General features: G+C 41.1%; 15 protein-coding genes, 13 tRNA genes and 1 pseudogene (1 of these 29 only partly in view). 4 read left to right on the plus strand and 25 right to left on the minus strand.

Features of this window, described 5'->3' with window-relative positions:
- Nucleotides 1-36: 36 nt before the first annotated feature.
- The gene (locus GFC28_RS09680; RefSeq protein WP_044745222.1) at nucleotides 37-1,299 is read right to left on the minus strand and encodes a dicarboxylate/amino acid:cation symporter; all 1,263 of its coding nucleotides are present in this window, start codon (nucleotides 1,297-1,299) and stop codon (nucleotides 37-39) included.
- A gap of 152 nt (nucleotides 1,300-1,451) precedes the next feature.
- On the minus strand, nucleotides 1,452-2,483 hold the full coding sequence (locus GFC28_RS09685) for a TRAP transporter substrate-binding protein (RefSeq protein WP_044745221.1): 1,032 nt from the start codon (nucleotides 2,481-2,483) through the stop codon (nucleotides 1,452-1,454).
- Nucleotides 2,484-2,725: 242 nt separating this feature from the next.
- Here GFC28_RS09685 and GFC28_RS09690 point away from each other — a divergent pair, with 242 nt between their 5' ends.
- The 3 genes from GFC28_RS09690 (at nucleotide 2,726) to GFC28_RS09700 (ending at nucleotide 6,372) form a co-directional block, all read left to right on the plus strand.
- The gene (locus tag GFC28_RS09690; RefSeq protein WP_044745220.1) at nucleotides 2,726-4,303 is read left to right on the plus strand and encodes an ATP-binding protein; all 1,578 of its coding nucleotides are present in this window, start codon (nucleotides 2,726-2,728) and stop codon (nucleotides 4,301-4,303) included.
- 19 nt (nucleotides 4,304-4,322) lie between these two features.
- Nucleotides 4,323-4,994 carry a response regulator gene (locus GFC28_RS09695; RefSeq protein ID WP_044745219.1) on the plus strand — a complete coding sequence of 224 codons (672 nt, stop codon included), beginning with the start codon at nucleotides 4,323-4,325 and terminating at the stop codon, nucleotides 4,992-4,994.
- Between the two features lie 652 nt (nucleotides 4,995-5,646).
- Nucleotides 5,647-6,372: a hypothetical protein gene (locus tag GFC28_RS09700; protein WP_044745218.1), complete on the plus strand. Its 726-nt coding sequence runs from the start codon at nucleotides 5,647-5,649 to the stop codon at nucleotides 6,370-6,372.
- 48 nt (nucleotides 6,373-6,420) lie between these two features.
- Here the strand turns inward: GFC28_RS09700 and GFC28_RS09705 are convergent.
- From GFC28_RS09705 to queG, 10 genes and pseudogenes are all read right to left on the minus strand, one after another.
- A pseudogene (locus tag GFC28_RS09705) lies at nucleotides 6,421-6,771 on the minus strand (sensor histidine kinase); the annotation flags it as partial.
- On the minus strand, nucleotides 6,758-7,864 hold the full coding sequence (locus GFC28_RS09710; protein WP_304439426.1) for an ABC transporter permease: 1,107 nt from the start codon (nucleotides 7,862-7,864) through the stop codon (nucleotides 6,758-6,760). The pseudogene GFC28_RS09705 and the gene GFC28_RS09710, both read right to left, overlap by 14 nt.
- Nucleotides 7,842-8,552: an ABC transporter ATP-binding protein gene (locus GFC28_RS09715; protein ID WP_044745215.1), complete on the minus strand. Its 711-nt coding sequence runs from the start codon at nucleotides 8,550-8,552 to the stop codon at nucleotides 7,842-7,844. The genes GFC28_RS09710 and GFC28_RS09715 overlap by 23 nt, the downstream gene beginning before the upstream one ends.
- A 4-nt stretch (nucleotides 8,553-8,556) precedes the next feature.
- A complete protein-coding gene (locus GFC28_RS09720; protein WP_052661010.1) occupies nucleotides 8,557-9,438 on the minus strand; it encodes an efflux RND transporter periplasmic adaptor subunit in 882 nt (293 codons plus the stop codon).
- A gap of 435 nt (nucleotides 9,439-9,873) precedes the next feature.
- Entirely contained in the window at nucleotides 9,874-10,428 is a 555-nt protein-coding gene (gene lepB / locus GFC28_RS09725; RefSeq protein WP_044745214.1) for a signal peptidase I, read from the minus strand.
- Nucleotides 10,429-10,881: 453 nt separating this feature from the next.
- On the minus strand, nucleotides 10,882-12,042 hold the full coding sequence (gene yhbH, locus GFC28_RS09730) for a sporulation protein YhbH (RefSeq protein WP_044745213.1): 1,161 nt from the start codon (nucleotides 12,040-12,042) through the stop codon (nucleotides 10,882-10,884).
- Between the two features lie 207 nt (nucleotides 12,043-12,249).
- A complete protein-coding gene (locus GFC28_RS09735; protein ID WP_044745212.1) occupies nucleotides 12,250-14,145 on the minus strand; it encodes a PrkA family serine protein kinase in 1,896 nt (631 codons plus the stop codon).
- A 306-nt stretch (nucleotides 14,146-14,451) separates the two neighbouring features.
- Nucleotides 14,452-14,925: a tRNA (uridine(34)/cytosine(34)/5-carboxymethylaminomethyluridine(34)-2'-O)-methyltransferase TrmL gene (gene trmL / locus GFC28_RS09740; protein WP_044745211.1), complete on the minus strand. Its 474-nt coding sequence runs from the start codon at nucleotides 14,923-14,925 to the stop codon at nucleotides 14,452-14,454.
- A gap of 40 nt (nucleotides 14,926-14,965) precedes the next feature.
- Entirely contained in the window at nucleotides 14,966-15,829 is an 864-nt protein-coding gene (locus GFC28_RS09745) for an amidase domain-containing protein (RefSeq protein ID WP_044745210.1), read from the minus strand.
- A 32-nt stretch (nucleotides 15,830-15,861) separates the two neighbouring features.
- Nucleotides 15,862-17,031 carry a tRNA epoxyqueuosine(34) reductase QueG gene (gene queG / locus GFC28_RS09750; RefSeq protein WP_044745209.1) on the minus strand — a complete coding sequence of 390 codons (1,170 nt, stop codon included), beginning with the start codon at nucleotides 17,029-17,031 and terminating at the stop codon, nucleotides 15,862-15,864.
- A 68-nt stretch (nucleotides 17,032-17,099) separates the two neighbouring features.
- Between queG and GFC28_RS09755 the strand changes: the two genes are divergently transcribed.
- Nucleotides 17,100-17,765 carry a B3/B4 domain-containing protein gene (locus tag GFC28_RS09755; RefSeq protein WP_044745208.1) on the plus strand — a complete coding sequence of 222 codons (666 nt, stop codon included), beginning with the start codon at nucleotides 17,100-17,102 and terminating at the stop codon, nucleotides 17,763-17,765.
- Nucleotides 17,766-17,846: 81 nt separating this feature from the next.
- On the opposite strand, the gene GFC28_RS09760 is transcribed toward GFC28_RS09755, so the two are convergent.
- The 13 genes from GFC28_RS09760 to GFC28_RS09820 form a co-directional block, all read right to left on the minus strand.
- Nucleotides 17,847-17,920: transfer RNA gene (locus tag GFC28_RS09760), tRNA-Gly, on the minus strand.
- 279 nt (nucleotides 17,921-18,199) lie between these two features.
- Nucleotides 18,200-18,286: transfer RNA gene (locus GFC28_RS09765), tRNA-Leu, on the minus strand.
- A gap of 95 nt (nucleotides 18,287-18,381) precedes the next feature.
- Nucleotides 18,382-18,452, minus strand: a tRNA-Cys gene (locus tag GFC28_RS09770).
- A gap of 5 nt (nucleotides 18,453-18,457) precedes the next feature.
- A tRNA-Gly gene (locus GFC28_RS09775) sits at nucleotides 18,458-18,529 on the minus strand.
- Nucleotides 18,530-18,532: 3 nt separating this feature from the next.
- Nucleotides 18,533-18,607: transfer RNA gene (locus GFC28_RS09780), tRNA-Gln, on the minus strand.
- Between the two features lie 21 nt (nucleotides 18,608-18,628).
- A tRNA-His gene (locus GFC28_RS09785) sits at nucleotides 18,629-18,701 on the minus strand.
- A 12-nt stretch (nucleotides 18,702-18,713) separates the two neighbouring features.
- Nucleotides 18,714-18,787 (minus strand) — tRNA-Trp (locus GFC28_RS09790).
- Between the two features lie 3 nt (nucleotides 18,788-18,790).
- Nucleotides 18,791-18,875 (minus strand) — tRNA-Tyr (locus tag GFC28_RS09795).
- Nucleotides 18,876-18,895: 20 nt separating this feature from the next.
- A tRNA-Thr gene (locus tag GFC28_RS09800) sits at nucleotides 18,896-18,968 on the minus strand.
- Nucleotides 18,969-19,233: 265 nt separating this feature from the next.
- Nucleotides 19,234-19,309: transfer RNA gene (locus tag GFC28_RS09805), tRNA-Phe, on the minus strand.
- An 11-nt stretch (nucleotides 19,310-19,320) separates the two neighbouring features.
- Nucleotides 19,321-19,396, minus strand: a tRNA-Asp gene (locus GFC28_RS09810).
- Nucleotides 19,397-19,404: 8 nt separating this feature from the next.
- Nucleotides 19,405-19,481 (minus strand) — tRNA-Met (locus GFC28_RS09815).
- A 25-nt stretch (nucleotides 19,482-19,506) separates the two neighbouring features.
- A tRNA-Ser gene (locus GFC28_RS09820) sits at nucleotides 19,507-19,542 on the minus strand (it continues 57 nt past the right edge of the window).

The following is a 19,542-nucleotide window of genomic DNA, read 5'->3' on the forward strand; positions in this document are numbered from 1 at the left end:
TATTCCATGATCTTTTCTGTCATCCTCCACCGTCCATTACTGGGCGATGGTCATCTTTTGATTCATCTCAGGATTGCCCTCAGTATGAAATTCCTTTTCCATTTTTGAAACAACAACTGTAGCTACCCCGTTTCCGATGAGATTCGTGATAGCGCGCGCTTCCGACATAAAGCGATCCACTCCAAGAAGCAATGCAATTCCCTCTACTGGAATCATCGGAAATGCTGTGAGCGTTGCCGCCAGCGTAATAAACCCTGATCCCGTTACTCCTGCCGCTCCTTTCGAAGTCAGCATTAACACACCTAACAATGTGAGTTCTTGCCATATGGTCAGATCAATCCCGTACGCTTGCGCAATAAACATGGCCGCCATGGAAAGATAAATCGATGTTCCATCTAAATTGAAAGAATATCCTGTCGGAACCACAAGACCAACGACCGATTTAGAACAACCATACTTTTCTAGTTTTTCCATCATTTTCGGCAAGGCTGACTCTGAAGAAGATGTCCCGAGCACAAGCAAAATTTCGTCTTTAATGTATGCAATAAATTTAAAAATGCTAAATCGATAAAATTTAGCAATCGCCCCCAGCACAAGCACGATAAATAAAAACATTGTCATATAAACAGATCCCATTAGCTTTCCAAGGGCCACTAAAGAGCTTAATCCAAATGTACCGATCGTATAAGCCATAGCGCCAAAAGCGGCAAGAGGAGATACCTTCATTACCATGTTAACAATACGGAAGAAAATATCAGCTAATCTTTCAAATAAATCTACTACTGGCTTTGCTTTTTCTCCCATTGCCGCTGTCGCTAATCCAAACAGTACAGCAAAGAAAAGAATCGGAAGCAGGTCTCCCTTCGCCATCGCTCCAACCACATTATCAGGAATAATACTTAATAAAAACTCGACAATCCCGTGGTCCGTTGCTTCTGCCTGCTTCGTATACTGGGAAACATCGCCCCCCTTTATCGCGTCTATATTAACTCCTGCACCAGGCTTGATAAGATTGACAACGATGATCCCGATAGCTAAAGCAAACGTCGTCACAATTTCAAAATAAATGAGCGCTTTACCGCCAATTCGTCCTACCTTTTTCAAATCCCCCATGTTTCCAATACCGATGACAACAGTAAAGAAAATAATGGGTGCGATCAGCATTTTAATCAACTTAATAAATCCATCGGCTAGCACCTTTAGCTGCGTTCCAAAATCGGGAAATAAAAAACCTACCAAAATACCAAGCACAATTCCCGTGAGCACTTGAACCGTTAAATTTTTAAAATGAATCCTCATCCTTCTGTCCCCCTCTATTTGATAACGCTTTCATTTATCATCGCCTTTATCTTAACAAACGACAGAAGAGTATGAATATTATGGTAATATTGTTCATTTTGTTCATTTTGTTCTTCAAACCAAATCCATAAAAAATACTGAGCCAATGAGGCTCAGTGCTGAATCTTCCGCAAAAGATCGTTGCCAAATTCTCTCTGAAATTCTTCATATAATGGTCTAAATGACTGTTTCCATTTTTCTCTTTCTGTTTCTGTAAGTTCATAAATATGCATTTGCTGATTTTGTTTCATTCGTTCCAATTCTTCTTGATTTTGTTGTTTAGATTGCTGTAAATTCCATCTCGTTGTCTCCTGCATGGCTTCGGTAATTTTTTCTTGAATATCTTTTGGTAAACTATTCCAGAATCTGCCGTTGACTATAACAGCATAGCCAAGATAGCCATGATTACTGATTGTTAAGTATGGTTGAAATTGATAAAACCCTTTTGAATAAATATTGGAGATCGTATTTTCTTGCCCATCAAATTCATGCTTCTCTAACGATTCATAAACACGGTCAAAAGAAACTACGATCGGATTGGCCCCTAAAACCTGAAACTGTTTGCTAATGACTTCACTCGGCATCACCCGAAACCTTAATCCTGAAAAATCGTTTGGTTCAATCAATAGCCGGCGATTGCTCATCATCTGTTTAAAACCATTGCTCCATAACGCAAGCCCTTTCATCCCTTCGCGGTCAAGCATCGCTAATAATTGCTTTCCGACCTCTCCTGTAAATGTTCTTTCGACATCGCTATAATCTTGAAAAATAAACGGCAAATCCAGAACCTGCCACTCTGGAATCAACTGTGTGACCTTTGACAATGATGGGGCAATCATTTGCACATCACCGCGCAATAAGGCATCGATTTCTTCCCCGTCTGAGTATAAAGATCCATTTGGAAATACTTCTACCTTCACCCGGCCATTTGTCTTCTTCTCCACCAATTGAGCGAATTTCTGCGCTGCTAATCCTTTTGGTGTATTTTCAGCGACAACGTGGCTAAAATAAATCACAATTTGCTTGTTTAACCCTTGCTGTTCATCATCATAAACAAGCTGCTCCGGCTTTTGAATTTGTATCATCCATACGATTACAGCAGCTAAAATAGCCAATAAGCCGGTGATCATCCATTTTCTTCTCATGCTTCTCTCCCGTCACCTGTTTTCTGCTTTGAGAAAATTCTAACATATACAGAGAGAAATGATAAAATAGATAGAAGAAAAGTTTTATGCTTTATGATAGAGACAAAAATGGAGGATCTGTTTTGGGAACCCATCGTTTCAATCTTTCTCCTGTTTTTTCTGCTACCTCTCACGGCCAAAAAACAGAGAGGCAACAGTCAAAACAACTGGCATGCTTTGTCTTTCTCAGAAGGAGTTGACACATGAAAAGACTATCGATCCGTTGGAAAATTACAGCCCTTATCTTTTTTATTGTGAGCTTCTCTTTACTGTTAGGCGGCATTGTGATTGTCGGAAATTTCGTTCACACAAAGGAAGAAGAGCTGAAACAACGCGCTCTTTTAACTGCGCGCACGGTCTCTGAACTTCCAGAGATCAAGCAAAATATAATAGGAACGTCAGCTGCGCGATACTCTATTAATGCTGTAGTGGAACGTTTACGAATCATTCATGGAGCGACCTATATCGTCGTATTAGATCAACATCGCATTCGATTATCCCATCCTGTGCAAGAAATGATCGGCAAGCCGTCATTTGGAAAAGATGAAGGCCCTGCCTTCGCTGAACATACATACACATCTAAAGCTCGCGGTGAAATTGGCACGGTTATTCGCGCATTTGTTCCGATTATGAACAACGATCACCAGCAGATTGGCGTCGTTATCGCCGCTTATCAGCTTCCGAGCATCCTAGAAGCATTATTATCCTTAAAAATAGAAATTTTGCTTACCGCTGGCCTTTCTTTATTGTTTGGGGGAATCGGATCTTGGCTGCTTGCTTCGCATATTAAGCGGCAAATGTTTCAACTGGAGCCGCATGAAATTGCTAAATTGCTTGTTGAGCGAACAGAGACATTTAATGCGATGCATGAAGGGGTTATTGCCATTGATAAAGATGAAAAAATTACGATTTTTAACGACAAAGCGAAACAAATGTTAGGAATTTATGAAGATGTCATTGGCAAACCGATTCGTTTGATCCTTCCCGATACACACTTACCGGAAATCCTGCAAATCAATGAGCCAATCTATAATAAAGAACTGCAAATTCGGCATTTAAATATTTTAAGCAACCGAATTCCTATTAAAGTAAATGGGCAAATTGTCGGAGCAGTCGCTATTTTTCAAGATCAAACAGAAGTCAAAAAGCTGGCGGAGGAATTGACAGGAGTGAAAGCCTTCGTCAGCGCCTTGCGCGTTCAAAATCACGAATATATGAATAAGCTTCATACCATTGCTGGTCTTATTCAGCTCGGCCATAAAGAAAAAGCGCTTGAATACGTATTTAAAATAACTGAAGAACAGGCCGAACTGACTAAATTTTTAAGCCAAAAGATTAAAGATGATAGTATTTCCGGACTGCTGCTTAGCAAAATCCGCCGCGGAAAAGAGCTCGGCATTCAAGTCATCATCGACCGCCATAGTCAGCTCAAAAAACTCCCAAGTGCGTTAGACCATCATGATTTCGTGGTTATACTTGGAAATTTAATCGAAAACGCCTTCGATTCTTTCCAAACGATGATTGAGCGAAAGAAAGAAATTTATATTAGCATTGAACAGAATGATGAACTCTTATGCCTTTCAGTAGAGGATAACGGTTGCGGTATCGATCAGCGCCATCTCCCTTATATTTTTGATGAAGGATTTTCAACAAAGGATAAAAAGAACCGGGGCATCGGCTTATATCTCCTTCAACAAATCGTCAAGAAAGGGAACGGAAAAATCCATGTAGAATCAGAGAGGGGCAAGGGAACCATTTTTACTATTACATTTGACATGTAAGAAAAGGGGAAAATAAAGAATGTACAAAGTGCTATTAATCGAAGATGACCCGATGGTGCAAGAAGTCAATCGACAATTTATTGAGCAAGTTCCGCACTTTAAAGTGATCGGTATATCCTCAAATGGAATCCAAGGAATCGAAATGGTGCGCCGTCTTCATCCTGATTTAGTCATCGTTGATATTTATATGCCGCACCAAGATGGACTGGAAACATTGCAGCAGATTCGAACAGAGGGGCACGCCGTTGATGTCATTGCCATTACCGCTGCCAGCGATATAGAGACGGTAAGACGTGTACTGCAAAACGGCGCATTTGATTATATTATGAAGCCATTCAAATTTGAACGATTAAAACAGGCATTGGAAAACTATCATACTTTTCGACAGAAGCTGACTATTAAAACCACATTAACACAGCAAGAATTGGACGGGCTTTTGCAAATGCCGCAGATCGAAAGAAACGGCGGACTTCCAAAAGGATTGAATGAGATTACACTTCAAAAAATCATCAATTACCTTCAGCAACAGGCAATCCCTGTTTCAGCAGAAGAGGTAGCTGAGGGAGTCGGAATTGCCCGCGTCACTGCCCGGCGTTATTTAGAATATCTAGAAAAGCAACAAAAAGTGCAAATCGATATTCAATATGGCGGAGTCGGCCGGCCTATTAACCGCTATATGTTAAAACATTAGCTTTTCTATATAAGTGATGAATGACTTTAGCAATTGGCCCCATTTGCGAATGATCGAGGCCCCGCGAAAAAAGGGAATAGACGGCCCATCCAAAAGCAGAATTCTATTTTCTTCGATGGTCGGAGACAAATCTACGACTTGCCTTTTCGTCACAAGAAGATAAGATAAAGATCTGAAAGCAGCGCTGCTCGACCGCCCGCGCCCAGACCATCGCAAAACCGGCCAAATTCTATCATACAAATACAATCATGCCATGTAGCTTATGATTGTGATAGAATGATGAATAATCCATCCTTTTCACAGGATTCATTCAAAATCAAGAATATCCATGCTCTGCTTGTGGGAGAACAAGCAACAAAGTAGTTTGATTCTAAATGATTTTCTATCCATTTTTCAGAAAGCGATTAGCGTTAAGGTAATAAGCGTCATTTGAACTTCTATTTTCATCCATTTTCTAGCGCCCCCTCCACCTACACTTCGTTAAGAGATGAGGAGCTTCTCGATGGATGATGTTAAAAGGTTATAGTAAAAAAATAGGCAGAAAGCCTCTATTTCGCATATTGCGGCACATTTTTAGTAAAATAATGGATAATTCGTACTCTTCATATGATATAATAATGATATTCTTCCATTTATTTAAGGAGGGCTTTTTATGAAATCACTATACAAAATATTGACACTGTTTGTAGCAGGAACTGTTCTTCTAGCTGGTTGTGGCACAAAGCAGGAAACTGAAAAAACGGCAACAACTCCAAACGCTAACACTGCCAGCACTCAAGACAACAGTAGCACAGACAACAGCAACAAAGACAGCAGCGTCAGCACGAATAATAACAATTCGACAGATCATCATAACATAGGCACTGACAGCCCGAATACGGACAATGCATCTCAAACAGAGGCCAAACCTCCCACTAAGAAAAAGCTATCTTATACTAAAGATGGAAAAACATATGAAGAAACAGGAAAATTAGAAACAAGTGAAAACCAATCCTTCTCTCTTTATGTTTTAGGGAACTGGAAGCTTGAAGCAGAAGAACCGAATTCTGATGTTCTCCTAAAAGATCGTTCATTTGTCAGAATCCGCCTAGTGCAGCCAGACGACAACGAAACGGACTATGCCAAAATGGTCGAAGATCAAGCCAAGGCAGTGACCTCCGACGCTGTCCAGCAAGAAACCAATAACCTGCAAGGAATGCTTCATCAAGCGGTCTGGTACAAAGCTTATACAAACGATACGGCCGTAAATGTGCTTTGGATCAAAGGAAACGTTCCAATGATTGTTAATATCCAGACACCGCGTAACCAAGAAGTACTGGAACCTATTTTTGCAATGCTAGAGACGATTCAAAAACTGGATACTTCCCAAACGAATTAATTCGCTTGATTTGGCAATGGGAAGGTGGGGGATTTCTCGGTGGATCTGTTAAATTTTTTGATTTTTAGGAAAGGTAATTTCAAAACAGGTCCCTTCACCTAGCTTACTTTTCACTTTCACCTTCCCATAATGCTGGTCGATAATCCATTTCGCAATGGAAAGCCCCAAACCTGCTCCATCTGATGCGGCGCGAGCTTTATCGCTTTGGTAGAAGCGATCAAAAATTTTCGGAATGTCCTCTTCTGCAATACCGATTCCATTATCCTGTACTTTTAGTATAATAGAAGATGCGCTTTGATGGCAGGAAAGATGGATTTTTCCTCCTTCCTTTGTATATTTCATGGCATTATCTAATAAAATCACAATCAGCTGATGAATCCTTTCTCTATCTCCCGCAAATAATTAACGAGAACAAGAATGCAATGAGCACGACAGACACAGAATAGGACACAGATAACTTCAGCGTCACAGAGAGTATTTGGCCAATTCCTAAACCAAGTCCAATGCCGATTATTCCTCCGAAAGCACTTAACACAGCGGCCTCAATTAAAAATTGCAGTAAAATATCTCTCCGTTTGGCACCAATGGCTTTACGAATTCCAATCTCTTTCGTTCGTTCTGAAACGGATACGAGCATAATATTCATAATGCCGATTCCGCCGACTAAAAGTGAAATACCTGCAATTCCTCCAAGCATCATGGTCATCGTATTTGTCACCGAACTCATTGTATCCATTAAATCTTGCTGATTAAAAACACTATAGCTATCTTGATGGTTTGGGAACATGCGCATCAAAGTTCGTTCGATTTCTGCCATTATCCAGTTTAATTGTTCAGCACTTTTTGCTTGAATATACATGGTTTGCACATTGGTATTCTTCGTGATGCGCTGTGCCGTTGAAAGCGGCAGCAAAATAACATCATCGCCGCTTTGTCCCATGGAACCTCCTTTGGATGCAAGCACCCCTACTACTTTAAAAGATATTCCATCCACCTGAATATATTTTCCGACCGGATTTTCCATTCCAAACAGCGTTTGCGCAGTATTAGCTCCTAAAACAGCTATTTTTTGGCGATATTCTGCATCGATATCTGACAAAAAGCGCCCTTGGCTAACTTGAGCCTCTCGCACAGTCTGGTAGGAAGCAGTCGTCCCGATCAACGATACTTGCGTAGCGGTCGTGCCATTTTTAACACTTACACGCCCTGATACAACTGGAGCGATCTCCTTCACCCCGTCCAGTTTACGAAATTTTTCGGTATCTTCTACCGTCAGTTTTACAATATCTAAATTCATCACATTGACCGTTAATAAATTGGTTCCTAATTGATTAATTTGCTCTGCTACAGCTTTACTTGATCCTTGGCCAATCGAAATTAAAACAATGACAGAAGACACGCCAATAATAATTCCGAGCATTGTTAAAAAAGAACGTAGCTTATTGCCGCGAATGCTGCGCATCGCCATTTTAATCGACTGAAGAAGCCTCAATGAAATCACCTCTGCTTTCAAATAAACGACCATCTTGAATACGTACGATGCGCTTCGCCTGTTTGGCCACTTCCCAATCATGGGTAATGATAATAATCGTATGCCCTTGTTCATTTAGTCCTTTCATAATGTTAATAATCTCTTGACTCGTTTTACTATCAAGTGCTCCCGTCGGCTCATCTGCCAGCAAAATAGGAGGATTGCCCACAAGCGCTCGCGCGATTGCCACACGCTGCTGTTGCCCGCCTGATAGTTGGCTTGGCAAATGATGAGCACGTTCTATTAATCCGACTTTTTTAAGGCATTCTTGCGCTATTTGCTGCCTTTCTTTTATTTTCATTCCTCTATACAATAGAGGGAGTTCGACATTTTCCAGCGCAGTTAGGCGCGGCAATAAGAAAAAATTTTGAAAAATAAAACCGATTTTCTCATTTCGAATGGCTGCTAGTTCATTGTCATTCAATCTGGCAATTTCTTTTCCATCAAGAAAATAGCTGCCAGCATCTGGTCGATCCAGGCATCCGATCATATTCATAAAAGTCGACTTTCCTGAACCAGAGGGTCCAACAATCGCCAGGAAATCGCCACTGTGAATCTGCAAAGAAATTCCTTGTAAGGCTTGGACCACCTCACCGCCTAGGCGGTATGTTTTCGTCATATTTTGTATTTCAATAATTGGCTTGGCCATTTGCCTACTCCCCTCCTCGGTAGCTTCTTCCACCCATACCGCCTGCCCCATTCATTCGCGGCATACGGTTCATCATTCCGCCAAACTCCATTCTGTTATTCATATTTGAGCTTGTAACTGCCGTTCTCGGCAATTGAACAATCTCTCCCTCTTCTAATCCTTCAGTGATTTCTACGTAATCTTCATTATTGATCCCTGTTTTTATGATCTGTCGTCTAGTAGCTTCGCCATTTTCCGAAGAAGATGGGTCAGTGACAACAACAAACTTTTGTCCATTGATCGTATTAACAGCTTCAATCGGCACGTATAACACATTATCCTTGCTTTCTACTAAAATACTTGCTTCTGCTGTCATGCCAACCTTCACATTGGTTGATTTATCAAGATGCACTGTCACATCAAATGTTGAAACACCATTAGAGATGGTTCCCTCATTTGCAATAGAGGTCACCTTGCCGCTGTATGTTGTATTGGGAAATGCATTGATTTTCACGCTTGCGGTCTGGCCTGCTTTTATTTTCGGAATATCTAATTCATCGATTTGTACCGTCACTTGTAAATCATCATAATTAGTAAGATGAGCAACAACTTGACCTATTGTTACTCGCTGTCCTGGCTCTACTGCTACTGATGTCACCGTTCCAGCTGCCGGCGCCGTAATTGGATCGCTGCCATCTGTAAAAGTTATCAGCTCTTGCCCTTCTGTCACTTTCTCGCCTTCAGAAACAAGGACTTCGTCTACTTCCTTGTTGGCTTTTGCTTTGAGATCTTCGCTTGTAACAGGCTGGATCGTTCCATTGCCACTTACCTTCACTTCCAACTTTCCTTTTTGCACAGAGGCTGTAGGTGTTTGCGCTACAACAGTATCTTTTTGCCCGTTGACCAAATCCAAACACCTCCGCCAATCACCACAATGGCAACAATGAATATAACTATCCATTTTTTCAATACAGACTCCTCCTTATTGAAACTATTTAAATTGGCTAGTCCTATTATGCAAATCATTTCTTAATTTTTTCTTAATAAAATGGCTTCCTTCTGAGGGAGGAGCTTGAATCTTTCACTTTCCTAGCGTTTCACTAACCCATTCTTTATGTCAGACTGATAAGACAGGAGCGCTTTATCTTACAGGATCCTATTTACACAAAAAAGCATTCGCGGCGATCGCCCGCAAATGCTTAAAACGAAAAACGATGGGAGGGTTATTTATATAAGTTTGAAAATAAAAGAAATGATCTTTAATGAACCGCCCCACTTCCACTCCGTTAAGAAGTGGGAGACTCCTCGATGGATTATGTTAAAAGGTATAAAAACAGTTGCTTTATTTCACTAATCCTGCCTCATCCACTGGCCATATCCGTAATACAGCCTTACCTACAATATCCTTCATTGGCACAAGTCCAAAATAACGGCTATCCTTGCTGACTAAACGGTTATCCCCTAACACAAAAACGTACCCTTTTGGAATGACTTTTTTATTTGTAATTTCCTGCAAAGTAAAATCTCCTGTCACAAGGCCTTCCGTCTCATTTTTCTCCTTCCATGTTTTTAAATATGGTTCATTATAGGCTTTACCATTAATGTATAAAGTATCATGCTTCATTTCAACGGTATCTCCGGGTAAGCCGATAATTCTTTTGATATACTTTTCTTTTGAATCAGGAGCATTGAATACAATGATATCAAAGTGCTTGTATCCCTCCCATTTGCTGAACTTGCTCACGATCAGGCGATTATCATTTTGCAGAGTCGGCAGCATGGACTCCCCTTTCACAATATAAGGAGCAAAAATTAGATTTCTAACTACGACTACAATAATAACGGCAATTCCAACCGCCTTTCCCCATGATACGATCTCTTCTTTCCAATTTGACATGATCCATTCCCTCTCTTTCTTCTCTGCATTTATCCTTTTGTCGTTTCATTCCCCATATTGATCAATCTTTACAGGTCTGGCTTCTGCTGCGAATTCAGGCCACGCCATCTTCTTAAATAAACATCTATGTATGATCATCCTCACTATTCCAATTATTACTATATGAGTTTATCATATCATCGAGAGAGAGGAGCTAGCAACACCTCGATGGCCTGCTTCGTAAGAAAAGGGCAAAACATCCACCTACTGGCGAAGATCGTACAAGCCCCACTGAGGAGAGCTCGAACCAAGCCAAGTTTGGTCCTGCGCCGTCGCTGAATGAAGGAACCGCCGCAATACGGAGAGGAGCGATTCGAGCCGATGGCGCTTGAAGCTAGACAGCGCCTCACTTCTTTTAAAAAAGGCAAGATCATAAATTCTGATATGATAAAAAACCCCTGCATCACGCAAGGGCTATACAAGTGTTTTATTTTCCTCTTTTCTAAAAAATGTGGTCATCGCGTGAAACACATCCGATTTTTGCTTGAGAATATAGTAACGAAATTTCTCATCTTTAATGTTTTTATAAGCAGACATGAGAGTCGAATGTCGATTGTACTGGTTCACCTCTCCATATCCAAACATATTGGACACCTTCATTAATTCATTCACAAGCTTTACACATCGGGCGTTATCGGAGGTGAGATTGTCTCCGTCTGAGAAATGAAACGGATAAATGTTATAGCGCGAAGGTGAATATTTCGTTTCCACCAATTCAAGCGCTTTTCTGTAGGCTGATGAACAAATGGTTCCTCCGCTCTCCCCTTTTGTGAAAAATTCCTCTTCTGTTACCACCTTCGCTTCTGTATGATGAGCGATAAAAGCAATTTCCACCGTTTCATATTTTGTACGCAAAAACCGTGTCATCCAGAAGAAAAAGCTGCGAGCCATATACTTTTCCCATAGACCCATAGAGCCACTCGTGTCCATCATCGCAAGAACAACCGCTTTCGAATCTGGCTTGACGACTTCATTCCATGTTTTAAATTTTAAATCTTCCGGATAAATCGGATAAAAGCTTGGATTTCCGCTCATCGCATTTCGCTTAAATGCGGACATCATCGTTCGTTTTTTATCAATATTTCCCATCAATCCGGTTCGGCGAATGTCGTTAAACTCAATGTGTTGAACAGTATTTTGATCTGCTTCCTTTCGTTTTAGATCCGGAAGCTCTAACTGGCTAAATAAAGCCTCTTGCAGCTCTAATAGTGAAACTTCGGCCTCATAGTAATCGTCTCCTGCTTGATCACCAGCTCCTTGCCCCTTACCTGGTCCTTTTTGTCCTTCTCCAGAACCATCACGAGCAACCACGTCACCTACTTGACTGTCCCCATCTCCTTGGCCGACATGTTTATTTTTATCGTAGTTATAACGAATTTTATACTCATCTAAAGAACGAATTGGAATTTTAATCACATCGCGACCATTTGACATAATGATGCTTTCTTCAGTAATTAAGTCAGCTAAGTTATTTTTTATCGCTTCTTTTACCTTTTCTTGATGCCTTTTTTGATCATCATGTCCTTTCCGATGGAGGGACCAGTCTTCTTTTGATACAATAAAATTTCCACTCATTGTTTCCCCTCCTAATCACATTTTTTACCCTTTCATCATATACTGGTGTTGGCGTCTACAAACATACAATAATGGCGGTTGTTTACTCTATCCTATGCAAAAACCAAAAATAATTGACAAATAATTAAGAAAATTAGTCCCCATTTCTCCGTAAGACAAGCCTAAAATCCCAATGGATGAAAAAAGCATGCCTGATGCTGAGGCATGCTAGCGATTCAATAGGCTTCCGACATAACGGAGCAAATCATTGGCAGACGTTGAATTATATCCATATTCATCGATAAGGCGGGCAACCACCTCGTTAATTCTTTTAAGTTGTTGCTCATCCGGCGTTTTTGTGGATGTTGTAATTTTTACGATGTCCTTCAAATCAGCGAATAATTTCTTTTGAATCGCTTCCCGCAATCGTTCATGGGAGTTGTAATCAAATCGTTGCCCTTTTCGCGCATATGCTGAAATACGAATTAAAATTTCTTCACGAAATGCTTTCTTTGCATTTTCCGAAATGCCAATTTGTTCCTCGATCGAACGCATGAGTTTTTCATCCGGATTCATTTCTTCTCCTGTTAACGGATCCCGCAATTTTGTTTTATTGCAATACGCTTCTACATTGTCTAGATAATTATCCATTAATGTTTTAGCGGATTCTTCGTACGAGTAGACAAATGCTTTTTGCACCTCTTGCTTTGCAATTTCATCATACTCTTTTCGCGCCAAGGAAATGAAATTTAAATATCGCTCGCGATCTTCTTTTGAAATAGATGGATGTTGGTTCAGCCCTTCTTTTAATGAACGAAGCACATCTAATGCATTAATGGATGGCACTTCCTTGCGAATAATGCATGAAGAAATACGGTTAATCACATAACGCGGATCAATTCCGCTCATTCCTTCATCGGTATATTCCTTCTTCAATTCCTCTACATCGACTTCATTAAACCCTTCTACGGTTTCACCGTCATATAAACGCATTTTCTTCAGCAAATCAATATCTGGACGCTTTGGCTCCTTCAATCTCGTCAGAATCGTAAACATGGCTGCGACACGAAGTGTGTGCGGTGCAATATGCACATCTGCAACATCGCTTTCCCGAATCATTTTCTCATAAATTCGTTCTTCCTCAGACACCTTTAAATTATATGGAATCGGCATCACAATAATCCGTGAATGAAGCGCCTCATTCTTTTTGTTAGAGATAAAAGAGCGGTATTCCGTTTCGTTTGTGTGAGCGACAATTAATTCATCTGCGCTAATTAATGCGAATCTGCCAGCTTTGAAATTTCCTTCTTGTGTTAGTGAAAGCAAATGCCATAAAAATTTTTCATCACACTTTAGCATTTCTTGAAATTCCATCATTCCGCGATTCGCTTTGTTCAATTCACCATCAAATCGATAGGCGCGAGGATCAGACTCTGAACCATACTGAGCAATCGTTGAAAAATCAATGCTTCCTGTTAAATCGGCAATATCTTGTGATTTAGGATCGGATGGACTAAATGTACCAATTCCGACGCGCTTATTTTCTGAAAAGAAAATTCTTTCGACCATTACATCTTCAATTCGACCGCCATATTCTTTTTCCACTCTCATCATGTTAAGTGGCGAAAGCTCTCCTTCAATCCGTATTCCATACTCTTTGTAAAAATCATCACGCAGGTGATGGGGGATAAGATGGAGCGGGTCCTCATGCATTGGGCAGCCTTTAATGGCGTATACAGCCCCTCGTTCTGTTAGTGAATAAGCTTCCAATCCCCTCTTTAACATCGTAACAAGTGTTGACTTCCCTCCGCCGACCGGTCCCATCAATAACAAAATACGCTTCCGAACATCCAATCGTTTCGCGGCAGGGTGAAAATATTCTTCTACTAGGCGCTCAAGTGCTTCTTCTAAGCCAAACAACTGCCCACTAAAAAAATTGTATCGTTTTTTTCCATCTACTTCCTCCACCCCGGCATCTTTAATCATATTATAGACACGCGAATGAGCGGACTGGGCAACCCATGGCTTTTCCTTTAAAACCTGCAAATATTCGGCGAAGGTTCCTTCCCACTTTAATCGTTGCTCATCTTCCCTGTATCTTTCGATTTTTTTTAAAATATCCATAAAGAACCTCCTTAATACTTGATGACTAACAACGAGATTATTACAATGTATGCGAGGATGTCCTTGATCATTCACTATAAAACAAAAATTTACTTGTTCCTCTAAACAATACTTGTCCCATGGGCTATAATAGTAAGGAGAAGCGACTATTTATCACATAAGGAGGAAATTCACGATGAGAACATTACTCGTGCTCGGGGTCATCATTGCCTTTTTATCTGCCATTTTTACAGCTGGATATGACGACAAGCCAAGTGTAAAAAACTAAACAATAAAAAACGACCTCCTCATGAAGGTCGTTTTTTGTTAATATAAGCCTTTAAATCCTTGCTGCCTGAGGGCTTCATACACCAGAATGGCAGCCGTATTGGATAAGTTTAATGAACGAACTTTATCGTTCATCGGGATGCGCAAGCAACGATCCATATTGTTTTCAATCAATTCTTTTGGAAGACCGCTTGTTTCACGTCCAAATACAAAGAAATAGTCCTTTTCGCGATCGCTAAAATCAAAAGAATCGTAATGCTTTTGACCAAATTTTGTAATAAAATAAAACTCCCCATCTTGATACTGATCAAATAACTCTTGTAACGAGTCATAGTAAAAAATATTGACATACTCCCAATAATCCAATCCTGCCCGCTTTAACATTTTATCATCCGTAGAAAATCCTAACGGCCGGATCAAATGCAATACTGTGTCCGTTGCTGCACATGTACGTGCAATATTTCCAGTATTCGCTGGAATTTCTGGTTGATACAATACTACATGTAAAGCCACGTTTACTCACCTCAGGTTTGATCTTTCTCGTTTTATTATACTATCCCTTATCCTCAATATGAAAAAATTTATACTGAATGCTTGGAGTGTAGGCACTCGAATCTTCATACGACCAATATCTCATCCGGCTATTCGTTGTATGAGCATTTACGAGCGGCATGCCTTTTTGGTCTTTCGCGACTACAATCGTCGAGTGGTCAAAACGTCCGTCTCCTTGAAAATCATAACAAATAATATCGCCAGGCAACAACTGCTCTGGAGAGGTAACCTCTACTGCGTTCCACCCGGTATGAGCTCCTCCCAAATACCACCGAAAGGCATGAGCGACGGTCCAGCTATAGCTCCAATTGTTATTTTGCATCCACCATCCCTTGCCGCGCTCCGGATAGCCAACCATTGGCATTCCTCCCGCGTACAAGCATTGAGAAACAAAATTTGTACAATCAACGGAAAATTTAGGGAAACGGGGATTATAGCTGTTCCACCATGTTTCTGCATATTGAACAGCCTTGATTCGATCATATACATAAGCCTTTTTTTCTCCTTTTGCCATTCGTTCAACTGTATGTTCAGGCTCTATTCTATCTAAAATCGTCAGCTTATGATCTTCCACTAATTGTTTTTGCTCAAAACAAGCGCGCCTTGGCTCTGTCATTTCCTCTATATACATCCATTCACGTTGCTTTACTAAAAATTGATAATGCACGATATAATCAAGATCGATCTTCTCCCTGAGCTTCTGTTTTCGCCAAACCGTTCCCTTTATGCTACATTTTACGATTTCCGCATCCCGTTTCTGGAATAATTGCAGTTTTCTTTCAATCATTGGATCGTCTTTGCATCTCGATAATGAAACAAAGGATTGTGCCCGTTTTCTAAGCAGCTCTTCTAACTCTTTTTTCACATTGCCCACCACTTTTTCTTTTTTATTTTACATTATGTGATGGTCGGCTGATTTTTTCCATCTTTCCTTCTATTCATCAACAACTGCAAGCCTTTTTTTATTTCTCGCAATACTTCTTCATCTTTTTCAATTTGTAAGGCCTCTTCTAAAATGGGCACAACATTTTCATCACCAATTTTCCCTAATGCCCAAGCTGCTGTTCCCCGGATGACTGGCCGACTATCTTCCTTTAGCAATTTTAACAAATCCGGAATGGCTGTCCGATCTTGAAAATGAGCTAATGCCAAAATAGCATTTCTTTGAATCGGCTTTTTCCCCCTCCATGCACCCGAAAGAGTCCCAAATTTTTCTCTAAACTCTCGATTCGTCATATGGAGAAGTGGCTTAAGTAATGGCTTCACCACCTCTGGATCCGGTTCCATTTCTTCGTGAAAATGAAAGTCCTTTCCTTTGTTTTCTGGGCACACTGTTTGGCAAGTATCACATCCGTATAAACGGTTGCCAATTTTTTCACGAAATTCATCTGCGATAAAACCTTTTGTCTGTGTTAAAAAAGCAATGCACCGTTGAGCGTTGAGCTGTCCCCCTTGGACAAGCGCTCCTGTCGGGCAAGCATCGATGCATTTTGTACATGAACCACACCGATTTTCTATAGGATTATCTGGAGGAAACGGTATATTCGTGATCATTTCTCCTAAATACACATATGATCCAAACTCTGGAGTAATAATCGCACAGTTTTTGCCGCTCCAACCGATCCCGGCTCTCTCAGCCACAGCCCGATCCGCTAATTCTCCCGTATCTACCATTGATTTAACCTTTGCATTTGGCACTCTTTCTAAAATAAACTCCTTTAGCTTTAACAGACGCTCTTGCAAAATAATATGATAATCCGTTCCCCACGACGCCCTGCAAAAAATTCCGCGTTTTTCCTCTTTTGTGCTTCGAGGCGCATTTTTCATTTTCGAAGGATAAGCAAGCGCGATAGAAATAATGGATTTCGCTTCATCCAACAGCAGAGCGGGATCGGTTCTTTTTTCAATATCCGGCTCCTCAAATCCTGATTGATATCCAAGCTGTTGCTGAAGACGAAGGCGTTCCTTTAGTTCCACAAACGGATCAGCACTTGCAAAGCCAATTTTATCAATTCCGATGGTTTGGCTGTATTGAATAATATCTTCTTTCAATTTTTTCACATCCATGCTAATCCCTCCTTTCGCTAAAATATTAAATTCATGGTAAAATGAAATTAAAAACTAGAGGTGAACATATGAACATCAATATATCACAAACACTCAAGCATATCATTCCAACCTTCAAAGTAGGAGTCATCACTTACAACAATATCGTAGTAGACGATTCTCCGCAAATGTTGAAGGGAAGATTGCAGCTTTTTCAAGAATCCATTTATTTTGAATGGCACGAGAAGCCTATTATTGAAATGAAAGAAATCAATGAATGGCGGCAAATTTTTAAAGCCATTGGAACTGATCCAAGTCGATATCGTCCTTCTTCAGAAAGCTTATATCGGCGTATACAAAAACAGCAATTTATTCCTTCCATTCACTCAGCTGCCGACATCAATAACTTCTTTTCCCTTTATTATAAAATACCGATCGGAATTTATGACGCCGACCAAATAAAGGGAGATATTTCGATTGAAGTCGGTACAGAGGAAGATCAATATCAGGCGATCAATGGCCGCCATGTTCAATTTGCTAAAAAACTGATTGCCAAAGATGAGCTTGGTCCATTTGGAAGCCCTATTGTAGATTCTGAACGCACGGCCGTTACATACAGTACCAAACAAGCCATACAAATCGTATACTTATCTCCAGCAATGGAGCAAACCGAGTGTGCAAAAATGATTAGCTCCATTCAAAGCATGTTCACACAGATTCATGGAGGAGAATCGACAATGAAAATCATACAATAAACGTGCATGTAAAAACAAAAAACGCAATGCCCCGTTCTCCTAAGAAACGAAACACTGCGTTGTCCCCTATGTATGTATAAATGGAGCGGGTGATGGGAATCGAACCCACGACATCAGCTTGGAAGGCTGAGGTTTTACCATTAAACTACACCCGCACGATTATCAAATCTTTTATCACAAATTTCTAATATCCCGATATACCATGTCTCTTCCTCTACCAGCTCATTCTAAGATGCTTTGTGCGTCTCGAGGCAACTCGTCGCCTATTCAATGATGTATCGCTCGTGGCTGAGGCTTTACCACTAAACTACACCCGTGTATATACTATCATAGCAGCCACAGCTAAACAAAATTGTAATTTTTTGAAGCAAAGAAAGTAAAATTTTGTCGAAGCAAATTTAAAATAAAAAACAGGTCATCCCTGTTAAAATAAATGGTGCCGATGGTGGGAGTCGAACCCACACTCCCTCACGGGAACACGATTTTGAGTCGTGCGCGTCTGCCAATTCCGCCACATCGGCAAATCACAAACATCAGAACATGATATATTATACCACAAAACAAACTATTAGTCAACTAATTAAACAGCAACAATTATATTCATTACATTTGATAAAGGCGGCACCCGGATTCGAACCGGGGGTAAAGGTTTTGCAGACCTCTGCCTTACCACTTGGCTATGCCGCCATCAAAGCGGAAGACGGGACTCGAACCCGCGACCCCCACCTTGGCAAGGTGGTGTTCTACCACTGAACTACTTCCGCATTTGGCTGGGGTAGCTGGATTCGAACCAACGCATCACGGAGTCAAAGTCCGTTGCCTTACCGCTTGGCTATACCCCAATCCTCTTCATATTCAAAAGGGGCGACTAGTGGGAATCGAACCCACGAATGCCAGAGCCACAATCTGGTGCGTTAACCACTTCGCCATAGCCGCCATGCTGTAAAATGGCAGGGGCAGTAGGAATCGAACCCACACCGGAGGTTTTGGAGACCTCTGTTCTACCATTAAACTATGCCCCTAACTGGTGGAGGGGGACGGATTCGAACCGCCGAACCCACAGGGAGCGGATTTACAGTCCGCCGCGTTTGGCCACTTCGCTACCCCTCCATTACTCAAAAAAGTTAAAATGCCGACTGCAGGACTTGAACCCGCAACCTACTGATTACGATTCAGTTGCTCTACCAATTGAGCTAAGTCGGCTTCATCCATAGAACTAACCATAAAAGCACATGTGTCCTGTGCCTCTTCCTCTTCAAGATATTTCAAGATGTCCAATGCGTCGAGGCAACTCGCAGTCATTTCACCGATGCTTCGCTCGTCTCTACCAATTGAGGTAGGCCGGCTTATTTCTATGAAAAATCAGCCATGACATAAGCTTTTTTGCGCTATTCTTCTAAATTATTCACCAAAGACAGCACTTTTCTCAGCAACTCATTCGCTTTATTTACAAACATTCACACAAAAATGGTGGCTCGGGACGGAATCGAACCGCCGACACAAGGATTTTCAGTCCTTTGCTCTACCGACTGAGCTACCGAGCCATACGCATTTATGGCGGTCCCGACGGGACTCGAACCCGCGATCTCCTGCGTGACAGGCAGGCATGTTAACCACTACACTACGGGACCATTTTGTTTGGTTGCGGGGGCAGGATTTGAACCTGCGACCTTCGGGTTATGAGCCCGACGAGCTACCAGGCTGCTCCACCCCGCGATGATCATTAGCTTATTAATATTGATGGCGGAGGAGGAGGGATTCGAACCCCCGCGCGCCT

The organism is Anoxybacillus sp. B2M1, assembly GCF_001634265.1.
Lineage (GTDB): Bacteria > Bacillota > Bacilli > Bacillales > Anoxybacillaceae > Anoxybacteroides > Anoxybacteroides rupiense.

Coding starts and splice junctions, on each gene's coding strand:
- GFC28_RS09690 (WP_044745220.1), top strand. CDS start 2,726: ATGAAAAGACTATCGATCCGTTGGAAAATTACAGCCCTTATCTTTTTT.
- GFC28_RS09715 (WP_044745215.1), bottom strand. CDS start 8,552: ATGGCCAAGCCAATTATTGAAATACAAAATATGACGAAAACATACCGC.
- GFC28_RS09700 (WP_044745218.1), top strand. CDS start 5,647: ATGAAATCACTATACAAAATATTGACACTGTTTGTAGCAGGAACTGTT.
- queG (WP_044745209.1), bottom strand. CDS start 17,031: ATGGATGTGAAAAAATTGAAAGAAGATATTATTCAATACAGCCAAACC.
- lepB (WP_044745214.1), bottom strand. CDS start 10,428: ATGTCAAATTGGAAAGAAGAGATCGTATCATGGGGAAAGGCGGTTGGA.
- GFC28_RS09695 (WP_044745219.1), top strand. CDS start 4,323: ATGTACAAAGTGCTATTAATCGAAGATGACCCGATGGTGCAAGAAGTC.
- GFC28_RS09755 (WP_044745208.1), top strand. CDS start 17,100: ATGAACATCAATATATCACAAACACTCAAGCATATCATTCCAACCTTC.
- GFC28_RS09735 (WP_044745212.1), bottom strand. CDS start 14,145: ATGGATATTTTAAAAAAAATCGAAAGATACAGGGAAGATGAGCAACGA.
- GFC28_RS09680 (WP_044745222.1), bottom strand. CDS start 1,299: ATGAGGATTCATTTTAAAAATTTAACGGTTCAAGTGCTCACGGGAATT.
- GFC28_RS09685 (WP_044745221.1), bottom strand. CDS start 2,483: ATGAGAAGAAAATGGATGATCACCGGCTTATTGGCTATTTTAGCTGCT.
- yhbH (WP_044745213.1), bottom strand. CDS start 12,042: ATGAGTGGAAATTTTATTGTATCAAAAGAAGACTGGTCCCTCCATCGG.